The 21,007-nt window shown below is 64.5% G+C and carries 19 protein-coding genes and 2 pseudogenes; 12 read left to right on the forward strand and 9 right to left on the reverse strand.

The window, feature by feature from the left end; genetic code table 11:
• Positions 1–12: 12 nt before the first annotated feature.
• On the reverse strand, positions 13–540 hold the full coding sequence (locus tag AC629_RS20170) for a DUF3124 domain-containing protein (protein WP_084806764.1): 528 nt from the start codon (positions 538–540) through the stop codon (positions 13–15).
• A 67-nt stretch (positions 541–607) separates the two neighbouring features.
• On the opposite strand from AC629_RS20170, the gene AC629_RS20175 reads away from it, so the two are divergent.
• From AC629_RS20175 to AC629_RS20190, 4 genes are all read left to right on the forward strand, one after another.
• The gene (locus AC629_RS20175; protein ID WP_084806765.1) at positions 608–2,338 is read left to right on the forward strand and encodes a cation:proton antiporter domain-containing protein; all 1,731 of its coding nucleotides are present in this window, start codon (positions 608–610) and stop codon (positions 2,336–2,338) included.
• A gap of 175 nt (positions 2,339–2,513) precedes the next feature.
• Positions 2,514–3,590: a 3,4-dihydroxy-2-butanone-4-phosphate synthase gene (ribB, locus tag AC629_RS20180; RefSeq protein ID WP_084806766.1), complete on the forward strand. Its 1,077-nt coding sequence runs from the start codon at positions 2,514–2,516 to the stop codon at positions 3,588–3,590.
• Between the two features lie 139 nt (positions 3,591–3,729).
• The gene (locus AC629_RS20185; RefSeq protein WP_084806767.1) at positions 3,730–4,944 is read left to right on the forward strand and encodes an acyl-CoA dehydrogenase; all 1,215 of its coding nucleotides are present in this window, start codon (positions 3,730–3,732) and stop codon (positions 4,942–4,944) included.
• Between the two features lie 149 nt (positions 4,945–5,093).
• Positions 5,094–6,017 carry an MBL fold metallo-hydrolase gene (locus tag AC629_RS20190; protein WP_084806768.1) on the forward strand — a complete coding sequence of 308 codons (924 nt, stop codon included), beginning with the start codon at positions 5,094–5,096 and terminating at the stop codon, positions 6,015–6,017.
• A gap of 138 nt (positions 6,018–6,155) precedes the next feature.
• Here the strand turns inward: AC629_RS20190 and AC629_RS20195 are convergent, their stop codons facing one another.
• Both AC629_RS20195 and AC629_RS20200 read right to left on the reverse strand, forming a co-directional pair.
• Positions 6,156–7,010, reverse strand: a complete 855-nt coding sequence (locus tag AC629_RS20195) for a DUF1499 domain-containing protein (RefSeq protein WP_084806769.1) — start codon at positions 7,008–7,010, stop codon at positions 6,156–6,158.
• 207 nt (positions 7,011–7,217) lie between these two features.
• Positions 7,218–8,846, reverse strand: a complete 1,629-nt coding sequence (locus tag AC629_RS20200) for a fatty-acid--CoA ligase (protein WP_084806770.1) — start codon at positions 8,844–8,846, stop codon at positions 7,218–7,220.
• A 65-nt stretch (positions 8,847–8,911) separates the two neighbouring features.
• Between AC629_RS20200 and AC629_RS20205 the strand changes: the two are divergent.
• Positions 8,912–10,033, forward strand: a pseudogene (locus AC629_RS20205) (extensin family protein); the annotation flags it as partial.
• Between the two features lie 45 nt (positions 10,034–10,078).
• On the opposite strand, the gene AC629_RS20210 reads toward AC629_RS20205, so the two are convergent.
• Positions 10,079–10,759: a L,D-transpeptidase gene (locus tag AC629_RS20210; RefSeq protein ID WP_074117708.1), complete on the reverse strand. Its 681-nt coding sequence runs from the start codon at positions 10,757–10,759 to the stop codon at positions 10,079–10,081.
• A 327-nt stretch (positions 10,760–11,086) separates the two neighbouring features.
• Between AC629_RS20210 and AC629_RS20215 the strand changes: the two genes are divergently transcribed.
• Together AC629_RS20215 and AC629_RS20220 are read left to right on the forward strand one after the other, a co-directional pair.
• Positions 11,087–12,064, forward strand: a complete 978-nt coding sequence (locus AC629_RS20215) for a magnesium transporter CorA family protein (protein ID WP_084806771.1) — start codon at positions 11,087–11,089, stop codon at positions 12,062–12,064.
• Between the two features lie 329 nt (positions 12,065–12,393).
• Positions 12,394–12,612: a hypothetical protein gene (locus tag AC629_RS20220; RefSeq protein ID WP_084806772.1), complete on the forward strand. Its 219-nt coding sequence runs from the start codon at positions 12,394–12,396 to the stop codon at positions 12,610–12,612.
• Between the two features lie 81 nt (positions 12,613–12,693).
• Here the strand turns inward: AC629_RS20220 and AC629_RS20225 are convergent, their stop codons facing one another.
• From AC629_RS20225 to pdxH, 3 genes are all read right to left on the reverse strand, one after another.
• The gene (locus tag AC629_RS20225) at positions 12,694–13,353 is read right to left on the reverse strand and encodes a class I SAM-dependent methyltransferase (protein WP_245331929.1); all 660 of its coding nucleotides are present in this window, start codon (positions 13,351–13,353) and stop codon (positions 12,694–12,696) included.
• A gap of 132 nt (positions 13,354–13,485) precedes the next feature.
• Positions 13,486–14,238 (reverse strand): SDR family NAD(P)-dependent oxidoreductase, encoded by a 753-nt coding sequence (locus AC629_RS20230; RefSeq protein ID WP_084806803.1) that lies wholly within the window; start codon positions 14,236–14,238, stop codon positions 13,486–13,488.
• 37 nt (positions 14,239–14,275) lie between these two features.
• On the reverse strand, positions 14,276–14,917 hold the full coding sequence (gene pdxH / locus AC629_RS20235) for a pyridoxamine 5'-phosphate oxidase (RefSeq protein WP_074117712.1): 642 nt from the start codon (positions 14,915–14,917) through the stop codon (positions 14,276–14,278).
• A gap of 113 nt (positions 14,918–15,030) precedes the next feature.
• On the opposite strand from pdxH, the gene AC629_RS20240 reads away from it, so the two are divergent.
• Positions 15,031–15,438: an RT0821/Lpp0805 family surface protein gene (locus AC629_RS20240; RefSeq protein ID WP_084806774.1), complete on the forward strand. Its 408-nt coding sequence runs from the start codon at positions 15,031–15,033 to the stop codon at positions 15,436–15,438.
• Positions 15,439–15,549: 111 nt separating this feature from the next.
• The gene (locus tag AC629_RS20245; protein ID WP_084806775.1) at positions 15,550–16,515 is read left to right on the forward strand and encodes a DnaJ C-terminal domain-containing protein; all 966 of its coding nucleotides are present in this window, start codon (positions 15,550–15,552) and stop codon (positions 16,513–16,515) included.
• 314 nt (positions 16,516–16,829) lie between these two features.
• On the opposite strand, the pseudogene AC629_RS20250 reads toward AC629_RS20245, so the two are convergent.
• Both AC629_RS20250 and AC629_RS20255 read right to left on the reverse strand, forming a co-directional pair.
• Positions 16,830–17,601: pseudogene (locus tag AC629_RS20250) on the reverse strand (anti-sigma factor family protein).
• 106 nt (positions 17,602–17,707) lie between these two features.
• On the reverse strand, positions 17,708–18,196 hold the full coding sequence (locus AC629_RS20255; RefSeq protein WP_011085414.1) for a sigma-70 family RNA polymerase sigma factor: 489 nt from the start codon (positions 18,194–18,196) through the stop codon (positions 17,708–17,710).
• A 172-nt stretch (positions 18,197–18,368) separates the two neighbouring features.
• Here AC629_RS20255 and fabI point away from each other — a divergent pair, with 172 nt between their 5' ends.
• From fabI to aroC, 3 genes are all read left to right on the forward strand, one after another.
• A complete protein-coding gene (gene fabI, locus AC629_RS20260; protein ID WP_074117716.1) occupies positions 18,369–19,184 on the forward strand; it encodes an enoyl-ACP reductase FabI in 816 nt (271 codons plus the stop codon).
• A 9-nt stretch (positions 19,185–19,193) separates the two neighbouring features.
• Positions 19,194–19,787 carry a histidine phosphatase family protein gene (locus AC629_RS20265; protein ID WP_084806776.1) on the forward strand — a complete coding sequence of 198 codons (594 nt, stop codon included), beginning with the start codon at positions 19,194–19,196 and terminating at the stop codon, positions 19,785–19,787.
• Between the two features lie 93 nt (positions 19,788–19,880).
• Positions 19,881–20,969: a chorismate synthase gene (gene aroC / locus AC629_RS20270; protein WP_084806777.1), complete on the forward strand. Its 1,089-nt coding sequence runs from the start codon at positions 19,881–19,883 to the stop codon at positions 20,967–20,969.
• Positions 20,970–21,007: the final 38 nt, after the last annotated feature.

Consider the following 21,007-nt stretch of genomic DNA (forward strand, 5'->3'; position numbering starts at 1 on the left):
CGCCGGCCAGCCTTACTTCTTGCCGGCCGTCCGGGTCGGACGTCCCTGGCTGATGAAAGCGTAATGCGCATTGGCGACGCCGCCAACCATCAAGGCCTCGACCACCGGCTCGGCGATCTCGCCCGTTGCGGCCCAGTCGACGATGAAATTGGCCCCGGTCCCGCCGCGCACGTCGTCGTTCGGAATGAAGATCGAGACGGTGGCGAGAGGCCTCACGGCCACCGGAGCTTTCAGATAGCTCTCGACCTGCTTGCCTGTGGTGTCGAAATAGGCGATGCGTTTGACGACCAGCGGCTGGGTCTCGGAGGCGTTGTGCACGCTCAGCGTCACCGAGAAGTCGACCCGCAGCTTGCCCTGGCTCATCGCGACGCTGGAATAGGCGGGCACGTAGAACCCGCCGGAGACAGCGAGTTCCTCCTTCGGCATCGCGGTGAGCGAATCGGCAAAGTTTTGTTCGATATTGACCTTGGATTGAGCGGCTGCGGGCAGGCCGCAGGCGAGGGGGCATAGTAGCATTGCTGCGAAAAGCCCCTTTCGCATGTGACGAATTGCTCGCTTGCCGCGCCGCAACCCGTCTCTAGGGTGCGGCAAAACGGACCAATTTGGTATGCACGAGCTCATTCGCGACATTACTCTCTGTATCCTGTTTGCCTGGATGCTGGGCCTCTTGGCCCACTTCTCCCGGCAACCGCTGATCCTGGCCTACCTTATCGCCGGCTTCTGCATAGGTCCATTCGGCGCCGGCTGGGTCAAGTCGCAGGAATCGATCAGCGTCATCTCCGAGCTCGGCCTGATCTTCATGCTGTTCATGATCGGGCTGGAGATCGACCTGAAGAAGATCGTGCGGGCGGGAAAGGTGATTCTGTTCGCGGCAGGCGGCCAGCTCCTCGGCGGCTGCCTGCTCGGGATCCTGTTCTTCGTCGGCATCGGCCTGTCGCTCGGCGGTGGCCATTTCGATGCGCTCTATCTCTGTGTCGCCTGCGCGCTGTCGAGCACCGTCATCATCGTCAAGGTGCTTTACGAGAAGCGCGAGCTCGACACGCTGCCCGGCCGCATCACCCTCGGCGTGCTGGTGCTCCAGGATATCTTCGCCATCCTGTTCCTGGCGGTGCAGCCCAGCCTTGCCAATCTGCAGGTCAGCGTCATCCTGCTCTCGATCGGCCGCGTCGCGGTGCTGGTCGCCGCCGCGCTGCTGGTCAGCCGCTACGTGCTGCCGCGCCTGTTCCACCAGATCGCCCGGCGGCCTGAGCTGATCCTGCTTGGCGCGCTGGCCTGGTGTTTTCTCGTTGCCGAGACCGCCGAGCGGCTGTCGCTGTCGCGCGAGATGGGGGCCCTGATCGCCGGTGTTTCGCTCTCGACCTTTCCCTATGCGCTCGACGTCACGGCCAAGGTCACCACGCTCCGCGACTTCTTCATCACGCTGTTCTTTGTCGCGCTCGGCATGACCATTCCCGTGCCCGGCCTCTCCGTGATCGGGCTAGCCTTGATGATCGCGGCCTTCACGGTGGCAAGCCGCCTCGTCACCACCTTCACCCCGCTCTATCTGATGAAGCAGGGCCTGCGTGCGAGCCTGTTGCCGGCGCTCAACCTCGCGCAGATCTCCGAGTTCTCGCTGGTGGTGATCCAGACCGGCGTCGCCGACCATCACATCGCGCCAGAAACGGCGAACGCGGCCTCCTTCGCCTTCGTGGTGCTTGCCGTGCTCTCGACGTTCGTGATGACCCGCAGCGACGAGATCTCCCGCTGGGCAATCGGCCCCCTGAAGAGGATCGGCCTGCGCGACCTCGACCATGGCAACGGCCACGCCGAGGAGGGGCACGAGGGCGGTCATGGCGAGGCTCGCCGCATCGTCATCCTCGGCTTTTTCCGTGCGGCGAGCGCGCTGCTGGCCGAGATCGAGCGGCAGACACCGGTGCTGCTGGAGCAGATCACCGTGGTCGACTTCAACCCCAATGTGTACAAGACGCTGCTTTCGCGCGGCCTGCACGTGATCTATGGCGACATCAGCAACGTCGATACGCTGCTCCACGCAGGAATTGGGAAATCAGAGATCATCATCCTCAGCGTGCCGGATTCGCTGCTCAAGGGCGCAACCAACGAGAAGCTGGTCCGCCACGTCCGTGCGCTCAATCCGACTGCCCTGATCGTGGCCACGGCCGACCTCCTGGCCGACGTCGGCGAACTCTACGAGGCCGGCGCCAGCTACGTCACCGTGACCCGGCTCAGCGACGCCCATGAGCTGTTCACGGCGATCGAGGCAGCCCAGGCTGGCCTTCTGGCCGACAAGCGCTCCGAGCTGGATCTACGCCTCGGTGAGCGGCGCGAAGTGCTGCCCTGACGGCGCCCGGCCGCCTTCTTGCCGAGCCCGTCCCTGCCTATATCCCTGGTATGCCCGGTGCAAGCCTGCCCCCTTAACAGGCCTGCCGTCCGGCATAAGTGGTTGCGCTGGGGAGACTAGCGCCCCGGCCCAAGTCCGGCTAAGCCTCCGGCTCATAACCGATAGAGATTGGGAAATGCCCGATAGCGTTCAGGAAGTCTTGCAGGCCTTCGCCCGGGGTGAGCTCGTGGTCGTCACCGACGACGAGGACCGCGAGGGAGAGGGCGATCTGATCGTCGCCGCCTCGCTCTGCACCGCGGAGAAAATGGCCTTCATCATCCGCCACACCTCCGGCATCGTCTGCGCGCCGGTGACGACAGAGGACGCGCGCCGCCTGCGGCTCGATCCGATGGTCGCGCACAACGATTCCGCGCACACCACCGCGTTCACGGTCTCGATTGATTACAAGCCCGATGGCGGCACCGGCATTTCCGCGGAGGAGCGCGCCTCGTGCTGCCGCGCGCTGTCCAACCCCAATGTCGGCGCCAACGACTTCGCCCGGCCCGGTCACATCTTCCCGCTGATCGCCAAGGATGGCGGCGTGCTTCTGCGCTCCGGCCATACCGAGGCCGCCGTCGACCTCTGCAAGCTCTCAGGCCTGCCGCCAGTCGGCGTCATCAGCGAATTGATGAACGACGACGGCAGCGTGATGAAGGGCGAGCAGGTCGCCCGCTTCGCTGCCCAGCACAAGCTGAAGCATGTCACTATCGCGGACATGATCGCCTATCGCCAGGCGCGCGAAAAACTGATCGAGCGGGTCTCGACCTTCACGACCGAAAGCCCGATCGGGCCGCTTCAGGGCTATGCCTACCGCTCGCCGTTCGATTCCATCGCCCACGTCGCCTTCGTCTATAACGGCGTCGGCGATGGCAAGAACGTGCTGACGCGCTTCCACAAGCCGAACATCGTCAAGGACACCTTTACCGGCCACAAGCGCATGGCGGTCGTGCTCGAGCACTTCAAGAAGTCCGGCCGCGGTGTGCTGGTTTATCTGCGTGACGGCGCGGCCGGCGTTCCCGTGTCGCCGCTGCCGGATGAGACAGCGACCGAGGCCGACCGCAACCGTCAGTGGCGCGAGGTCGGCGTCGGTGCGCAGATTTTGCGCGATCTCGGCGTCACCTCGATCCGCCATCTCACCTCGTCGGTGCACGACTACAAGGGCCTGTCGGGCTTCGGCATCGAGATCGTCGCCAACGAGCAGCTTGAGAGCTAGCGCTGTCATCTCGGGGGCGCGATGCGCATCCCCGGGATTCACGCAGACCCGTACATCTGCAACGCAATTGCACTTGTTGCCCCGGCGCTTTAATTTGTCGGGCAATTTTTAGACGGAACCAGACGCGAAAGGACGTTTCATGAGCGTGCGCCCTCAGGCCAAGGACAAGCCGACTGCGGCTTCTTTCCAATGGGACGATCCGTTCCTGCTCGACGAGCAGCTCACCGAAGACGAGCGCATGGTGCGCGACACCGCCCGGGCCTACGCCCAGGACAAGCTGCTGCCGCGCGTCTCCAAGGCCTATCTTGAAGAGAAGACCGATCGCGAGATCTTCAACGAGATGGGCGAGCTCGGCCTGATCGGCATCACGCTGCCCGAGGAGTATGGCTGCGCCAATGCGAGCTACGTCGCCTATGGCCTCGTCGCGCGCGAGATCGAGCGGGTCGATTCCGGCTACCGCTCGATGAACTCGGTGCAGTCCTCGCTGGTGATGTACCCGATCTACGCCTATGGCGACGAGAACCAGCGCAAGAAGTACCTGCCCAAGCTCGCCAGCGGCGAGTGGGTCGGCTGCTTCGGCCTGACCGAGCCCGACGCCGGCTCCGATCCGGCCGGCATGAAAACCCGCGCCGAGAAAGTCTCCGACGGCTATCGCCTGACCGGCAGCAAGATGTGGATCTCGAACGCGCCGATCGCCGACGTCTTCGTGGTCTGGGCAAAGTCGGCCGCGCACGACAACCAGATCCGCGGCTTCGTGCTGGAGAAGGGCATGAAGGGCCTGTCCGCGCCGAAGATCGGCGGCAAGCTGTCGCTTCGCGCCTCAATCACCGGCGAGGTCGTGATGGACGGCGTCGTGGTTCCGGAAGACGCCCTGCTGCCCAACGTCTCCGGCCTCAAGGGCCCGTTCGGCTGCCTCAACCGCGCCCGCTACGGCATTTCCTGGGGCGCCCTTGGCGCGGCCGAAGACTGCATGCACCGCGCCCGCCAGTACGCGCTCGACCGCAAGCAGTTCGGCAAGCCGCTTGCCGCGACCCAGCTCGTGCAAAAGAAGCTCGCCGACATGGAGACCGAGATCGCGCTGGGTCTGCAGGGTTCATTGCGCGTCGGCCGCCTGATGGACGAGGGCAAGTTCGCCCCCGAGATGATCTCGATCGTCAAGCGCAACAATTGCGGCAAGGCGCTCGACATCGCCCGCCAGGCGCGCGACATGCACGGCGGCAACGGCATCTCGATCGAATACCACGTGATGCGCCACGTCCATAACCTCGAGACGGTCAACACCTACGAGGGCACCCACGACGTCCACGCGCTGATCCTCGGCCGCGCGATCACGGGTATCCAGGCGTTCTTCTGATCAAGCGCCTGTCGACGTGAAGCACCGTCGGCTCTCCAATTGCGTCATGGCCGGGCTTGTCCCGGCCATCCACGTCTTGGCCCGTAACTGGAACGTGGATGCCCGGCACAAGGCCGGGCATGACGAAGTCAGGAAGGTATGAGCAAGCCATGTCCGACAACGACGACGTCCCGTTCAACCGCACCTTTCCGCTGCAGCCCGGCGTCGTCGAGGAAGTGCGCCCCGGCGTGCGGCGTGTGCTCTGTAACAATCCAAGCCCGTTCACTTTCACCGGCACGGTCAGCTACATCGTCGGCAAGGGCAACGTCGCGATTATAGATCCCGGCCCGGACGACGAAGCGCATGCGGCGGCGCTGCTCGACGCGGTGCGCGGCGAGACGGTGAGCCATATCTTCGTGACCCACACCCACCGCGATCATTCGCCGAACACCGCGCGGATCAAGCAGGCGACCGGCGCGCCGGTCTATGCCGAAGGCCCGCACCGCGCTTCGCGCCCGCGCTTCGAGAGCGAGAAGCACAATCCGGAATCCGGCGCCGACCGCGATTTCGCGCCCGATGTCAGGATCGCCCACGGCGACGTCGTCGAAGGAGCGGGCTGGCGGCTCGAGGCCGTGGCGACGCCGGGGCACACCGCCAACCATCTCGCGTTTGCCTGGCGGGAGCGAAAATTCAATTTCGTCGGGGACCACGTGATGGGTTGGTCGACGTCGATCGTGGCGCCGCCCGACGGCTCGATGATCGACTACATGGAGTCGCTGGATCGCCTCGCCGCGCGCGAGGAGGATCTCTATTTCTCCGGCCACGGCCCTGAAATCCCGGACGGCCAGCGCTTCGTGCGCTTCCTGATCCGCCACCGCAAGGCGCGCGAGGCCTCGATTCTGCATCGTCTGGCCAAGGGCGAGGCCGACATCCCGACCATGGTGCGTGCGATCTATATCGGCATCGATCCACGCCTGACGACGGCCGCCGGCTATTCCGTGCTGGCGCATCTGGAGGATCTGGTCGCCCGCGGCGTCGTGGCGACAGAGGGCGATCCCGTGGTCACGGGGACGTACCGAATGGCGAACGGCTAGCCTCTCGTCATTCCGGGGCGATGCGGAGCATCGAGCCCGGAATCCATCGGGCCGCAGCGTTCGTTGATGAATGAATTCTCAGAGGCGCAATTGCGCATCATAGCGCGCGCTGTTGTGCACCCCGGAAGGACAGCGGGACTATTTCTTCACCGTCTTCGCCGGTGCCTTCGGTGGTGTCACCGGCGTTTTCTTCACCGGCTTCAGCGCGTCGGCATCGGCAGCGGTATTGAGATCGTCGATGAACTTGGTGACGCGCGCGGCGTTGCTGCCGAGGTCGCTCTCGAAATAGCGCGAGGCGGAGCGGATATCGACGCGGGAATCGTCGCCGTCGGGAACGACTCGTATCGAGACGTCCTCGCGGAAGCCCATGATCGGCGTGCGCGCCACCGCCTCGATGCGGCCGATGCGGCGCGGCGGCTGCGGTGCGCGCTCGTCGATGACGAGCCATTTCCGCTTGTTGACGAGCTGGAGCGCGACCGCATAGGCGCGCTCCGCGGGGATCTCGAGCTCGATCGGCTCGATCTCAGGATAAAACTGACGCTGCTGCTCGGCCGAATAGAGGCCGGCATAAACAGCTGTATTGGTACCCTCGCCGGTGCGCAGACGCGCCAGCGCATCGAACCGCGGCGGATCGATCGGATCGGTCGTGACGTCGTGGATCGCCGGCAGCTTGCGGTATTGCAGGGCGAGATAGGCGGGGTAGGCGAGGATCGCTGCGTTGATCAGGAAGGCGAGCAGGATGCGCCCCATCCCGCGCGAGCCGTTCTGCCAGATCGCGGCAAAGCCGGCGAGCCCGAACAGGAACGAGAGCCCGGCGATCGCGAGCCCGCCGAAGAAGGTCGCGAGCGCCGGCTTCATCTCGAGGAAGCCGAAGCGGACGATGAGGATCGACACCAGCACCGCCACCACCGCGAACACAGCCAGATTGCGCGCCCAGCTCGCGAGGCTGGACACGGGCTCCGACTGATAGGGAGCAGAAAACCTGCGGGCCATCGGGTGAGCTCTGCCGGGGTCTTGGGGCGGTGCCGGCCGATTTGGCGCGACGATGGGTCGTTGAGACCACGCCCCGGCGGCAAATTCAAGGGAGACCGGACCGTTCCTGTCCGTCATTCCGGGGCGCCCGAAGGGCGAACCCGGAATCCTGGGATTCCGGGTCTGTCCGTGCGGACCGTCCCGGAATGACAGTGTGGGCTTGGCCCGCTACGCCGCAGCGTTCGGGAAGCGGTAATCCTTGAACTGGTCGCGCAGCGCCGTCTTCAGGATCTTGCCGGTCGCCGTATGCGGGATGCCCTCGACGAAAGCGACGTCGTCAGGCATCCACCATTTGGCGATCTTGCCGTCCATGTATTGCAGGATGTCCTCGCGGCTCGCCTGCTGGCCCTGCTTGAGCTGCACGATCAAAAGCGGCCGCTCGTCCCATTTGGGGTGGAACACGCCAATCACGGCGGCTTCCGCCACGGCTGGATGGCCGACCGCGAGGTTTTCGAGGTCGATCGAGGAGATCCACTCGCCGCCGGACTTGATCACGTCCTTGGAGCGGTCCGTGATCCGCATGTAGCCGTCCTCGTCGATGGTCGAGACGTCGCCGGTGTCGAAGAAGCCGTCCTCGTCGAGGATGTTGGTGTCGATACGGTAATAGGCCCTGGCGACGGCGGGGCCGGAGACCTTGAGGCGGCCGAAGGTCTTGCCGTCCCAGGGCAGCTCCTTGCCGGCATCGTCGGTGATCTTCATCTGCACGGCGAAGGGCGCATAACCCTGCATCTGCAGCACGTCGAGCCGCGCATCGCCGGTCGCATTCTGGAACGGCGGCTTCAGCGCCGCGACACTGCCGATCGGGCTCATCTCGGTCATGCCCCAGGCGTGGCGGACGTTCGAGCCCATATCGAGGAAGGCCTGGATCATCGAGCGCGGCATCGCCGAGCCGCCGCAGATCACCATCTTCAGGTCCGGCAGTTTCAGATTATTGGCGGCCATGTGCTGGAGCAGCATCAGCCACACCGTGGGCACGCCCGCGGTGTGGGTCACCTTCTCGGTCGAGAGCAGTTCGTAGACCGAGGCGCCGTCGAGCTTGGCGCCGGGCATGACCAGCTTGGTGCCCTGCGATGGCGCGGAGAAGGCAATGCCCCAGCTATTGGCATGGAACAGCGGAACCACCGGCAGCATCGTCTCGGACGCGCTGGTGCCGAGCGCGTCGACATTGTTCGCCATCAGCGCGTGCAGCACGTTGGAGCGATGCGAATACAGCACGCCCTTCGGATCGCCCGTGGTGCCGGAGGTGTAGCACATCGCGGCAGCCGTGTTCTCGTCAAAGTCCTTCCATTTGAATTTGCCGTCGGCCTCCGCGATCCAGTTCTCGTAGGCGACCGCATTCTTCAGCGTGGTCTGCGGCATGTGCGCCTTGTCAGTGAGCACGACGTAGCGTTCCACGCTTCCCAGCTTGTCGGCGATCTTCTCCAAGACCGGAACGAAGGTGATGTCGGTCATCACGATGCGGTCCTGCGCATGGTTGATGATCCAGGCGATCTGCTCGGGGAAAAGCCGGGGATTGACGGTATGGCAGATGGCGCCGATCCCCATGATGCCGTACCAGACTTCGAGGTGGCGCCAGGTGTTCCAGGCGATTGTGGCGACGCGGTCGCCGAACTTGATGCCGTCGCGCTCCAGCACCTGCGAGACCTTGAGCGCGCGCTTGTGGATTTCGGCGTAAGTGGTGCGATGGATCGGTCCCTCGACCGATCGCGTGACAACCTCCTGCTTGCCATGAATCTTCGCGGCGTGTTCGATGATCCGGTGGCAGAGCAGGGGCCAGTCTTGCATCAAACCAAGCATTCAGACGTTCCTCCAAGAAGCCGCTGTGGGCGTTGTTGCTCTCGGCGCAAGGCCAAAGAATTATCATGAGTTTTAGCCTGCCGGACTTTCGCCGCAAATGGTCTTATCGCGGCAATATGTCCGCCGGTGCGGCAATGGTTACCGTTGCGCTCGGGCTCTCACTTGTGCTCGCCGAGCGGGCGGAGGCGAGAAAATATGCTCCGCCGCTGGATATTTTCGGGATTGGTACGCCACGGCCGCGCGCGGCGGTTTATTCGGTCAAGGCCGCCTTACCCAAGACCCCCTTACCCAAAGTCCCCATACCGAAACCACGCCCCGAGGAGGCCCCCAAAGCATCTGTCGAGCTCGCGCCGGAGGCCGGCGGCAAGCCATCCCCCGACAAGCCTTCGCCGGACAAGCCTGGCGCCGGAAAGCCGGCTGAGGCTGCACCGCCGCCCGAGAAACAGGCCTCGGCCTGCCGGCTCGCGTTGACCGACGATATCGCAATCGCGCCCTCGATCCCCGATATCCGCGGCTCCGGTGGCTGCGGTGGCGAGGATCTGGTGCGGCTCGAAGCCATCGTGTTGCCGGACAAGCGCAAGGTGGCGGTCAAGCCGGCGGCGATCCTTCGCTGCACCATGGCGTCCGCCATCGCGGACTGGGTGCGCAAGGACATGGTGCCGCTGGCCGCGCGCCTCGGCTCGACCATCAGCGATCTCGACAATTTCGATTCCTTCGAGTGCCGCGGTCGCAACCGCATTGTTGGCGCCTTGCTGTCCGAGCACGGCAAGGCCAACGCCATCGACATCCGGGCCATCAAGCTCGCCAACGGGCAGTCGATCGGCCTGACCGACCGCACCATGTCCCGCGACGTGCGCGAGCGGGTGCTGCATTCGGTCTGCTCGCGCTTCTCCACCGTGCTCGGTCCCGGCTCGGACTGGAATCACGAGGACCATATCCATCTCGATCTGGCGCAGCGGCGCAACGACTACCGGATCTGCCAGTGGAACGTCTGGGATCCTCTGCCGCAAGTCGCCCCGCTTCTGCCCGTGGAACGGCCCGAGGAGGCGCCACCTCGCGAGGTCGCGGCCAAGCCTGAAGCAAAGGATGGAGTCGATGACGAGGCGGCGGAGAAATCCTCTGCGCCCGCGGACAAGTCGGCGGTCGACGGCAACAAAGCACAGCCACGCAAGCCGGCAACAAAAAAAGCGCCGGTGAAACCGGCGCTTTTCCAAAGCCGCAGGCAAGATCGCTTAGTAAGAAGTACCGGAACCGCCGCCCTGGAGCGCGAGGCGCGAATTGTAGGGCGAGTCGCCATGCTTCGGCTCGAGCACCACGACGATGGTACCGACCTTGACGCGGTTATAGAGGTCGATTGCGTCCTCGTTGGTCAGGCGGATGCAGCCCGACGAGATCGAGGCGCCGATATATTCCGGCTGGTTGGTGCCGTGGATGCGGAACAGCGTGTCCTTGCCACCGGAGTAGAGATACATCGCGCGGGAGCCCATCGGATTGTCCGGACCGGGCGCGACATAGGTCGGCACACCCAGGCGCGAGATCTCGCCCGGGGTCGGATGCCAGGCCGGCCATTCGGTCATGCTGCCGACCTTGGCGATGCCGGACCATGCCATGGCTTCTTCGCCGACGGTGATGCCGTAGCGGATCGCCTTGCCGCCATCCAGCACGTAGTAGAGATAGTGGTTGTCGGAATCGACCACGATCGAGCCCGGCGATTCCTTGCGGTGGTACTCGACGATGGCGCGGCGGAACGGTTCCGCAACCGGGGTATTCTCATACCGTACCTTGGCGAGGAGTTCCTTGTCCTTCTGCTTGAAGGCCTTGGTGTCGGTCGCCTCAAAATGTGTGGCCTGCATGCAGCCCGACAGCATCAGGCCAGCGGCCAAAATACCCAGCGTAACTTTCAGCGACGACATGATTTGGTTCCAATCGACAACAACAAGCGTTCGTAGGGCCGAGCCAGGCCCAAAAACCACGACTCCGTGGAGGTTATTATCGTGGAAATCTGCCACAATTCCAGCGTTTCGGACCTTTTCCCGCGCTGCGAGACCCAAGCTGTGGCTTTTTTGCCGCAAGTTTTGCGGCCTTGGGCTGATTCTGGGGCAAAGGATGCCGAACTGTCGATTCCATGCCACGGTACCGCCACAAATGCACGCGCGCCGTTAATGAGCTTGTCATCGTGAACTTGTCAGAATCGCGCTAAGGGCTGTCATTCTGCCGCAGGCCCCCTCCTGGAGTTGTGCATGTTTTCTGTCTTCCTTCCCTCCGAGGGCTCCCTCAAGAAGGCGGTTATCGACGATCTCGGGGCCGTGCCGGAGCATGCGGTCTGGATCGACCTGGTCAACCCGACCGCGGCCGAGGATAAGGCGGTGGAGCGGCTGGCGAGCATCGCCATCCCGACCCGGGAAGACATGCAGGAGATCGAGATCTCCAGCCGCCTCTATATCGAGAACAGCGCGCGCTACATGACCGCGACGCTGATGTGCCACTCCGATACCGACATGCCCCGGACCACGGCGGTAACCTTCATCCTCGGCGACCACCGCCTGGTGACGGTGCGCTACGACCTGCCGAAGCCGTTCGCCCTGGTCGAGGCCAAGCTCGCCCGCTCCTGCACGCCGTCCATTACCGGCGAGATGGTGCTGATGGAGCTGTTGGACGCCGTGATCGACCGCTGCGCCGACATTCTGGAGCGCTGCGGTGCCGAGATCGACCAGGTCTCGCACGACATCTTCGAGCCCGAGAGCGAGCGCCATGGCCACGCCAAGCAGTATTCGCAGATCCTGATCTCAATTGGTCGCAAGGGCGATTTGACCTCGAAGGTTCGCGAGAGCTTGGTCTCGATCGGCCGCGTCGTCACCTTCCTCTCCGCTGTGGTAGAGGGCGTGAAGTGGTCGAAGGACATGCGCGAGCAGCTCAAGACCATGCAGCGCGACGTCGCCTCGCTGACCGACCATGCCTCTTATCTCTCCAACAAGATCACCTTCGTGCTCGACGCCATGCTCGGTGTCGTGAACCTCGAGCAGAACAACATCATCAAGCTGTTTTCGGTCATGGCTGTTGTCCTGATGCCGCCGACGCTGATCGCCTCGATCTACGGCATGAACTTCAGGGCGATGCCGGAACTCGAATGGGCCCACGGCTATCCGATGGCGCTGGTGATGATGCTGATCGCCGCCGTCGTCCCGTACTGGATCTTCAAGTGGAAGAAGTGGCTGTAGAGCATGATCCGGCCTCGGAGGGCCGCGTTGGCGCAAAGTGCGAAGCGGTTTTCCCTTGCGACAAACGCGGAATGCGTTTGCGTGGAGATCATGCTCAAAACGACAGCCTGACGCTCGTAACGATCCATGGCACTCTAGCAAGATACCTACCGAGACCTTACGCCGGTCGCAGAGACACGGTGGTTGGTGTCGCAGAATAGAGCGGGATTGAGGCCGCGCGGTGATGCGGACGCTTCGCCCCAATTGCTCCGGTAAAATTTGAGCGGTGGGCTGAACGTTTGCGCGAAACTTGTCTGCGATAAGCAGCGGGTTAGCCGCGAGGAACAACCATGGTTGAAAAACACATAACGACGCTCCGCAACGTCATCGATCTGACGAGCTATCGTCAGGTCCTGGCGAGCGGCAAGGCGCCGTCGTTGTCGGCACGGATGTGCCGGCACTGTGGTGCTCCGCTGCTCGAGGGCGAGAACGACGACGACTGCTCGACTGCAATCAACGTGGCCGCTCCACGGCTGCGCGAACGGTCGCGTCGAATTCGAGTCGATTGAGGGACGGAGGGAAGGGCGGGCGATCCAGGTCTTGCGGCGGCGTTGTCTGGATCGCCTTGCTTCCACTCCTCTGCAAATCAACTAGCGTTTTACGATCTGCGCCGTCGAGACAATGGTCTCGGCGATGACGCCATCGTGGCTGAACGAAGCGAGGTGCGCTTCGACATCACGCAGCATCGCCTCGACGCTGTCGCCCAATGCATCCGGCGAGGACGACGAGTAGGTGAGCGTGCGCTGCGCCAGGTCCTGCACGCTGACCAGATGGCTGGTCTCGGTTGTGACGAGTTCCGTGGGCTGAAACGAGCTGCCGCGAAAGAACGCGGGAAGGTCGCGATGGGTCCGCGTGCCCTTGCCGGCCTCCTCCCAGAGCCTGGTCGGCGACCAGCGGCGGCGGACTTCATTGTAACCATCGAGCCACGGGTTGCGGCCGTCGGTGGCGGAAAACGAGGCGCAGATCACGATCGCGCCGTCGCGTGCGACCAGCCGGTCGAACAGGGCGATCGTCAGGTCGCGATCCATCCAGTGCAGGGCGCGCCCGACCGTCACAACGTCGAAGGTCCCGATGTCAGGGGCGAGCGTCTCTGCCTTGCCCTCGATCAGCGTGAGCGCATGGCCTGCAGATGCAGCCGCGCGGCGCGCGGCCTCGAGCATTGCGGGTTCAGGGTCGACGCCTACGATGCGGCCGACATAGCCGGCGAAGCCCAGCGCCAGCAGTCCGGGTCCGGTGCCGAGGTCGATCAAGGCGTTTCGTTCGCAGAGGCTGAGCCTTTGCGCGACGCTACGGAAGAATTCTGGCGGATAAGGCGGCCGCAAGTGCTCGTAAAGTGATGCTATGCTCGCGAACCGGCCCATCCTTCGCCTTACGTCTTCTGCTTACACGTGCTGGCCGCCGTTGATGTGGATTTCGGCGCCATTGACGTAGGACGAGGTGTCCGTGCACAGCACGTAGATGATCTTGGCAACTTCGTCGGGCGTGCCGAGCCGGTGCATCGGGATCTGCTGGTCGACGATCTTCTCGGTGCCCGGCGACAGGATCGAGGTGTCGATCTCGCCCGGCGCGATCGCGTTGACGCGCACGCCGACGCGGCCGAAGTCGGAGGCCATCTCGCGTGTCAGCGCGGCGAGCGCGGCTTTCGAGGTGGCGTAGGCGGCGCCCGCGAAGGGATGCACGCGCGAGCCCGCGATCGAGGTGACGTTCACGACTGATCCCTTCGCCGCTTTCAACTCTTCGATCAGCCCGCGCGCCATCATGATCGGCGCGAAGAAGTTGACGTGGAAGACGTGTGTCCAGGTGTCGAGGTCGGTGTCGACCGAGCCGAGCCGCGCGCCGCCCGGCCCCTTCGGCGAGATCGCGGCGTTGTTGACCAGCGCATGCAGCGTGCCGCCTTCGAGCCTGCGGCGGATCTCGGTGATCGCGCGTGCAGTGTCCTGGGGATCGCCGAGGTCGACCTGGATGTGGTCCTCAGGGCCAGCGTCCCACGGGCAGTCCTCCGGAAAGGGATGCCGCGAGCAGGTGATGACGCGCCAGCCCGCCGAGGAAAAGCGGATCACGGTGGCGTGGCCGATGCCGCGGCTGGCTCCGGTCAGAAGGAGCGTGCGACGCGGCACGTTGGACGAATGCGGCATGGACATCTTTCAGGTCGCCCCAAGGTTCAAGAATGGCTCAAGGGTACATCCGCGTCTTGGACCACGGCTGGCCGGCCGCGTCACGACGAAATTCGATGCGATCGTGCAGGCGGAATGCGCGGTCGTGCCAGAACTCGATGCGCACCGGCGTAATACGCCAGCCACTCCAGCCCGGCGGCCGCGGCACCTCGCCGATGACGTATCTGGCGGCGACCTTGGCGATCGCCTGCTCGAAGGCGAAGCGGCTTTCCAGCGCTTCGGACTGCTTGCTCGCCCAGGCGCCGATCTGCGCCTGCTTGGGGCGGGTAGCGAAATAGGCATCGGCTTCGGCATCGGTCACCGGCGTCACGTTGCCGCGGATGCGAACCTGACGGCGCAGCGACTTCCAGTGAAAAAGTAACGCCGCCTTAGGATTTGCGGCGAGTTCGCGGCCCTTCTGGCTGGCGATGTGGCTGTAGAAGACGAAACCCTCGGTATCGAAGCCTTTCATCAGCACCATGCGCACATCCGGCAGCCCGTCCGGATCGACGGTTGCGAGCGCCATGGCGTTCGGATCGTTCGGCTCGCTCTTGATCGCTTCGTTCAGCCAGGCCTCGAACAGCGCAAATGGTTCGTCGGCGGCGGTGAAATCACCGGATGTTAAGGGTGTCTGGTGTTTCATCGAGGTCGTGTCGCTCATGTCTGGAGTCCGAGTTGCGTCCCGCGGCCCAAAACGCGTTGTTGTCCGCTACCGCCCTATATAGGGCATGGGGACGCGTTGGCCTATCGGCGATCCGGCCGTCCGGCTTTGTCATGACGATGATTCTGATTGGGCTCGGCACCGGCGGTTGCAGCGTTTCCCGCAACGACGCCAGTGCCTATGCCAAGGCCGATGACGGTGACCTCACCGGCTCGATCACGCGGCCGGCGAAGAGCGCCCCGCCGACGGAGACCGATCTCGCCTTCGCCCGCAACGCCGCCTCCGACGTCCTCAGCAAGGGCGACAAGGATTCCAGCCAGCACTGGGAGAATCCGGAAACCGGGGCGCGCGGCTCGGTCACGCCGATCGCGCAATCCTATGCCGCCGAGGACGGCCGCAAGTGCCGCGACTTCCTGGCGAGCTATGTCAACGGTAGTACCGAAAGCTGGCTCCAGGGCGCCGGTTGCCAAAGCAGCCGTGGCCGTTGGGAGATTCATACGCTAAAGCCGTGGCGGAGTTAGGAATCAAGCCGGCCGACGAGTTGCAAAAATACCACTCGCCCCCCCACATGAGACGCAGGTGGGGCGGGGAGCCCTTTAAATATACCGATTTCCCAAGAGGAGACGTGACGGATGCGCGACCCCTATGAGGTCTTGGGGGTGCCGCGGAGCGCCAACGCTGCCGCGATCAAGAGCGCCTATCGCAAGCTTGCCAAGAAGCATCATCCCGACAGCAATAAAGGTGACCCGAAGGCCGCCGAGCGCTTCGCCGAGATCAATTCGGCCAACGAAATCCTCGGCGACGAGGACAAGCGCAAGCAGTTCGACCGGGGCGAGATCGACGCCGAAGGCAAGCCGCGCTTCCAGGGCTTTCCGGGTGGCGGCGGGCCGCGTGGGCGCGCAGGTCCCGGCGGGTTCGAGAGCTACACGTTCCGCAGTGGGGGCGCAGGCGCCGGCCAGGGCGCCGGCGCGTTCGAGGACATCCTCAACAGCATGTTCGGCGGCGGGATGCGCGGCGCGCGGCCCGGGACCGGCGGCGGTGCCCAGTTCGAATTCGATACCGGCGGGATCGGGCTCGATCTCGACGTCAATGTCGCCATGTCCGTCTCCCTGGAGGAGTCGGTCAAGGGTGGCGAGAAGCGGGTCCGGCTGCCGAACGGCAAGGAGCTCAACGTCAAGATCCCGGCCGGCGTCACCGAGGGTCAGCAGATTCGGCTGCGCGGGCAGGGCGAGAGCGCGCAGGGCCACCCGCCCGGCGATCTCCTGATCACCATCAGCATCGCGCCGCACCCGTTCTTCAAGATCGAGGGCGCCGACCTGCGGATCGACCTGCCGGTCACGCTCTATGAGGCTGTGCTCGGCGGCAAGGTTCGCGTGCCCACCCTCGGCAATGCTGTGGAACTGTCGGTCCCGAAAAATACCTCCAGCGGCCGGACATTCCGCCTCAAGGGCAAAGGCCTGCCGAAGGCTGGCGGAACCGGCGATCTCTTCGTCACCATCAGGATCATGCTACCGGACGGGAACGACACCGAGCTTGAGGCGTTGATGGAAAAGTGGCGGGACCAACACCCCTACAATCCACGTAGCGGGCGTGGTTAGGGCGAGATCGCAATCCGAAGGGGTTATCCGAAGGTCTAGGTCCGGAGCATTCTCCCAGCAGATGATGCTCATCATCCGCCTAAGGCGTGTGCTCGACGTGTCGGCTGTCCGGCGGGGCAACCGATAATAAGGTGCGGCCTCGAGAGGGGGACCAGCGCGGTACCAAAAACCCCAATCGAGGCCGCCCGCGTGTCGATCGGCGGATCGAACGCTGCTCATCTTCGCGTGATCATCCGGTGCGATAATGAGACGCACGCATGTCTTGATTCCAAATTTTCGATGTCGGAATCGAGGCGCCGCGCTCACGTGGTTGTCTAGCCGCCATTCTTCTCCGTTTGGTCGTAGACGGCCTGTGCGACCTTGGTCAGCCGGTCACGGTCATTGCCACCGGTGACGACATAGCCGACGCCGCGCTCGGCCCAGAACAGCGATCCGTCCTTGTCCGCCTTGGCATAGCGCATTTGGGTCGCTCCGCTCTCGGTCTTGGCGGTGTAGATCGTGAAACGCTCGCCCGAGGGCCCCTCATACATCAGGAACGACGCCGGGCCGCTTGGCCCCGGCAGCAGCCGGCCGCCGACGAGCTTCAGCCCGCTCGCTTCCAGGTTCGGCGCGAACACGGTCCAGCCGCAGCGCTTGGTCAGCCAGGCCTGGAGATGGTCGCGCTCATTGCCGGGCACCTCGACGGGGTGGCGGACCTCGACGACATAGAGGCGGTGAGCGTCGAGTGCATCCTCCGTGAAGCTCTGGAAGGTCGATGGCACGGCCTTCGCGCCATGCGCGACCCAGCCGACCGTGCCGCCGGCGAGGAAGGCAACCAGCACAGCTGCGGCGGCGCCATAGAGCCATTGCCGGGGGGCGGCGCTCCAGCCGTTCGAGCTCCAGCCGGGCCGGCACCGATTCCTGGGCGACGGCGTCGTAGCGGGCATGCAGCATCTCGGCCATGGCGCGCCAGGACTGCACGCGCTCGGCATCGTCAGGGTGGGCGGCAAGCCACGCTTCGACATCGGCGCGGCGCTCGGCCGGCAGCTCGTCGTCGACATAGGCGTGCAGTTCGTCCTCGGTCACTGAAATCCTGTGGTCGTTCATATCGGTCGTCTCTGGCTCTGCGGCCCAAAATATCTTACGCGGTTCAACTGCGCTGTTTCCCTCTGCACGCAGGGGGCGCGACATGCGCGATGCATCAATCCTGCCATCATTTCACCCGCCTGAGCGCGGGGCGCTCGCCCTCCAGCGAAGCTTTAACGTGGGCGCGGGCGCGCGCCAGACGGGACATTACGGTGCCGATCGGCACGCCCTGGATGTCGGCGACCTCGCGGTAGCTCATGCCTTCCAGCATCACCAGCAGCAGCACCGAACGCTGCTCCTCGACCAGCGTCGCCAGTGCCTTCTCGATGTCGCGCCCTTCCGCTTCCGTCCCGCTGGCATCCGGGTTGTTTTCCGTGAGCTGCATGAATTGCGGCCGCCTTGCCAGCGAGCGCCGCCGGTTCTTGTTGAGGTTGGTGAGGATGGTGTAGAGCCAGCTCCTGACGTCACCTCCGAGGAAAAGGCGCTCCGAACGCAACGCCCGCACCAACGTATCCTGCACCAGGTCGTCGGCCGCATCCGCATCGCGCGTGAGCGCGCGGGCGTAGCGGCGCAACGCCGGGATCATGGCTTCCACACTCTGGCGAAACGCACTCATGCCGTCTTTGATGTCCTGCCGTTCGGCGCGAGCGCCACAACCATCATAACACCCGAATGGAACGGCTATTCCGGCCCTCGAAACAGCGTTAACGCCGCGTATTAGGACTGTACCGCGAGGGAGGGCTGGTGTACCTCCAGACCTCAACGAGGCTCGACGGGACGTTAGCAAAATGGCGCAGAATTCAGGTCTGATGCAGGGCAAGCGTGGGGTGATCCTCGGCGTTGCCAACAACCGCTCGATCGCCTGGGGCATCGCGAAGGCATGCCACGCAGCCGGCGCCGAGCTCGCCTTCACCTATCAGGGCGATGCGCTGAAGAAGCGCGTCGAGCCGCTCGCCGCCGAGATTGGCGGGCTCGTGCTCGGCCATTGCGACGTCACCGACGCTGCGACCATCGACGCGGCCTTCGCGGTGCTGAAGGAGAAGTGGGGCAAGATCGACTTCCTGGTGCACGCGATCGCCTATGGCGAGCAGCTCGACGGCCGCTATGTCGACACCACGCAGGAGAATTTCACCAAGTCGATGCTGATCTCCTGCTATTCGTTCACGGCGGTGGCGCAGCGCGCCGAGAAGCTGATGACCGACGGCGGCTCGCTCATCACGCTCAGCTATTACGGCGCCGAGAAGTGGATGCCGCATTACAACGTGATGGGCGTGGCGAAGGCGGCGCTGGAAGCCAGCGTGCGTTATCTCGCCGCCGATCTCGGTGAGAAGAACATCCGCGTCAACGCCATCTCGGCGGGGCCGATCAAGACGCTCGCCGCCTCCGGCATCGGCGACTTCCGCTATATCCTGAAGTGGAACGAGTACAACGCGCCGATGCGCCGCAACGTGTCCACGGAGGACGTTGGCGGCAGCGCGCTGTATTTCCTTTCCGACCTGTCGCGCGGCGTCACCGGCGAGGTGCATCACGTCGATTCCGGCTACCACGTACTGGGCATGAAGCGCCCGGACGCGCCGGACATCTCGCTCGGCGGCAAGGACTAACCTTTACCCGTGTCCACGATCTACTTCCTTCGCCACGGCGAGACCGAGTGGAATGCGCTCGGGCGGCTCCAGGGCACCAAGGACATCCCGCTGAATGTGCGCGGCCGCGGCCAGGCCATGCAGGCCGCCGGCATTCTGGCCGATCTGTTCAGGCGCGACGGCAAGGACAAGGCGGCGCTGCCCTACGTGTCGAGCCCGCTTGGGCGCGCGCGCCAGACCATGGAACTTGCACGCCGCAAGCTCGAATTGCCGGTCGCCGACTATTCGCTCGACGATCGCCTGCGCGAGATCGGCTACGGCGTCTGGGAGGGGCTGACCCTGGCCGAAAGCGAGGCCTCAGATCCCGAGGTCTATGCCAGGCGCCTCACTGACAAATGGACGGTCGCGCCCACGGGCGGCGAGACCTATGCGGCCGTGCAGTCGCGCATGCTCGACTGGTATGAGTCACGCCTCACCGATACGGTCGCGGTTGCCCATGGCGGCACCTGCCGGGCCCTGATGGTGGCCTTGGGTATCGAGACCCCCGCCAGTGCCGCCGAGCTCTATATCGAGCAGGGCGCCGTCTATGTGTTCCGCGACGGCCGGCTGGAGAAGCATAGTTAACCCGGCGCACCGCTCTGCAATGACCGTGCGGCGGGTTTGACCCCCGGCCCCCCCGCGCGTTACCACACGCCGGAACAGAGCCAGCGAGCAGCGATGTCCTTCAACACCTTCGGCCATATGTTCCGCGTCACCACCTTTGGCGAGAGCCATGGGGTCGCGATAGGCTGCGTGGTCGACGGCTGTCCGCCCCTGATCCCGCTCGCCGAGGCCGACATCCAGCAGGACCTCGATCGTCGCCGGCCGGGCCAGTCGCGGTTCACGACGCAGCGCCAGGAGCCGGACCAGGTGAAGATCCTCTCCGGCGTGATGGCGCATCCGGAGACCGGCGTGCAGGTGACGACGGGCACCCCGATCGGGCTCCTGATCGAAAACACCGACCAGCGCTCCAAGGACTATTCGGACATCAAGGACAAGTTTCGCCCCGGCCATGCCGACTTCACCTACGAGGCGAAGTACGGCCTGCGCGACTACCGCGGCGGCGGACGCTCCTCGGCGCGCGAGACGGCAATGCGCGTTGCCGCCGGTGCGATCGCGCGCAAGGTGGTGCCCGACGTCAGGGTGCGCGGTGCGCTGGTGCAGATAGGCCCGCACAAGATCGACCGTGAGAAGTGGGACTGGGACGAGATCGCCAAGAATCCGTTCTTCTGTCCGGACAAGGACAAGGCCGCGTTCTTCGAGACCTATCTCGACGGCATCCGCAAGAGCGGCTCCTCGATCGGCGCGGTGATCGAGGTAGTCGCCGAGGGCGTGCCGGCCGGCTTGGGTGCGCCGATCTACGCAAAGCTCGATTCCGATCTGGCGGCTGCGATGATGACCATCAACGCGGTCAAGGGCGTCGAGATCGGCGCTGGCTTCGGCGCGGCCGAACTGACCGGCGAAGAGAACGCCGACGAGATGCGCACGGGCAATGACGGCACGCGCTTTCTGTCCAACCATGCCGGCGGCGTCCTGGGCGGCATCTCGACGGGACAGCCGGTGGTGGTGCGCTTCGCGGTGAAGCCGACCTCGTCGATCCTCCAGCCGCGTCTCACAGTCGATCGCAAAGGCGCCGACACCGAGATCTTTACCAAGGGCCGCCACGACCCATGCGTCGGCATCCGCGCCGTTCCCGTCGGCGAAGCCATGATGGCCTGTGTGCTGGCCGATCACTTCCTGCGCGACCGCGGACAGGTCGGGCGCTAGCGCTCCGCCCAACTTGACGATCCCACAACTTCGTCCGC

The organism is Bradyrhizobium sp. NAS80.1 (genome assembly GCF_001908205.1).
Lineage (GTDB): Bacteria > Pseudomonadota > Alphaproteobacteria > Rhizobiales > Xanthobacteraceae > Bradyrhizobium.

What these genes read in the sequence shown, in the direction of transcription:
- AC629_RS20175 (WP_084806765.1), top strand. Translation starts at nt 608, where the DNA reads ATGCACGAGCTCATTCGCGACATTACTCTCTGTATCCTGTTTGCCTGG.
- AC629_RS20210 (WP_074117708.1), bottom strand. Translation starts at nt 10,759, where the DNA reads ATGTCGTCGCTGAAAGTTACGCTGGGTATTTTGGCCGCTGGCCTGATG.
- AC629_RS20215 (WP_084806771.1), top strand. Translation starts at nt 11,087, where the DNA reads ATGTTTTCTGTCTTCCTTCCCTCCGAGGGCTCCCTCAAGAAGGCGGTT.
- AC629_RS20220 (WP_084806772.1), top strand. Translation starts at nt 12,394, where the DNA reads ATGGTTGAAAAACACATAACGACGCTCCGCAACGTCATCGATCTGACG.
- fabI (WP_074117716.1), top strand. Translation starts at nt 18,369, where the DNA reads ATGGCGCAGAATTCAGGTCTGATGCAGGGCAAGCGTGGGGTGATCCTC.
- ribB (WP_084806766.1), top strand. Translation starts at nt 2,514, where the DNA reads ATGCCCGATAGCGTTCAGGAAGTCTTGCAGGCCTTCGCCCGGGGTGAG.
- AC629_RS20200 (WP_084806770.1), bottom strand. Translation starts at nt 8,846, where the DNA reads ATGCTTGGTTTGATGCAAGACTGGCCCCTGCTCTGCCACCGGATCATC.
- AC629_RS20240 (WP_084806774.1), top strand. Translation starts at nt 15,031, where the DNA reads ATGACGATGATTCTGATTGGGCTCGGCACCGGCGGTTGCAGCGTTTCC.
- AC629_RS20230 (WP_084806803.1), bottom strand. Translation starts at nt 14,238, where the DNA reads ATGCCGCATTCGTCCAACGTGCCGCGTCGCACGCTCCTTCTGACCGGA.
- AC629_RS20195 (WP_084806769.1), bottom strand. Translation starts at nt 7,010, where the DNA reads ATGGCCCGCAGGTTTTCTGCTCCCTATCAGTCGGAGCCCGTGTCCAGC.
- AC629_RS20185 (WP_084806767.1), top strand. Translation starts at nt 3,730, where the DNA reads ATGAGCGTGCGCCCTCAGGCCAAGGACAAGCCGACTGCGGCTTCTTTC.
- AC629_RS20170 (WP_084806764.1), bottom strand. Translation starts at nt 540, where the DNA reads ATGCGAAAGGGGCTTTTCGCAGCAATGCTACTATGCCCCCTCGCCTGC.
- AC629_RS20190 (WP_084806768.1), top strand. Translation starts at nt 5,094, where the DNA reads ATGTCCGACAACGACGACGTCCCGTTCAACCGCACCTTTCCGCTGCAG.
- pdxH (WP_074117712.1), bottom strand. Translation starts at nt 14,917, where the DNA reads ATGAGCGACACGACCTCGATGAAACACCAGACACCCTTAACATCCGGT.
- aroC (WP_084806777.1), top strand. Translation starts at nt 19,881, where the DNA reads ATGTCCTTCAACACCTTCGGCCATATGTTCCGCGTCACCACCTTTGGC.
- AC629_RS20245 (WP_084806775.1), top strand. Translation starts at nt 15,550, where the DNA reads ATGCGCGACCCCTATGAGGTCTTGGGGGTGCCGCGGAGCGCCAACGCT.
- AC629_RS20255 (WP_011085414.1), bottom strand. Translation starts at nt 18,196, where the DNA reads ATGAGTGCGTTTCGCCAGAGTGTGGAAGCCATGATCCCGGCGTTGCGC.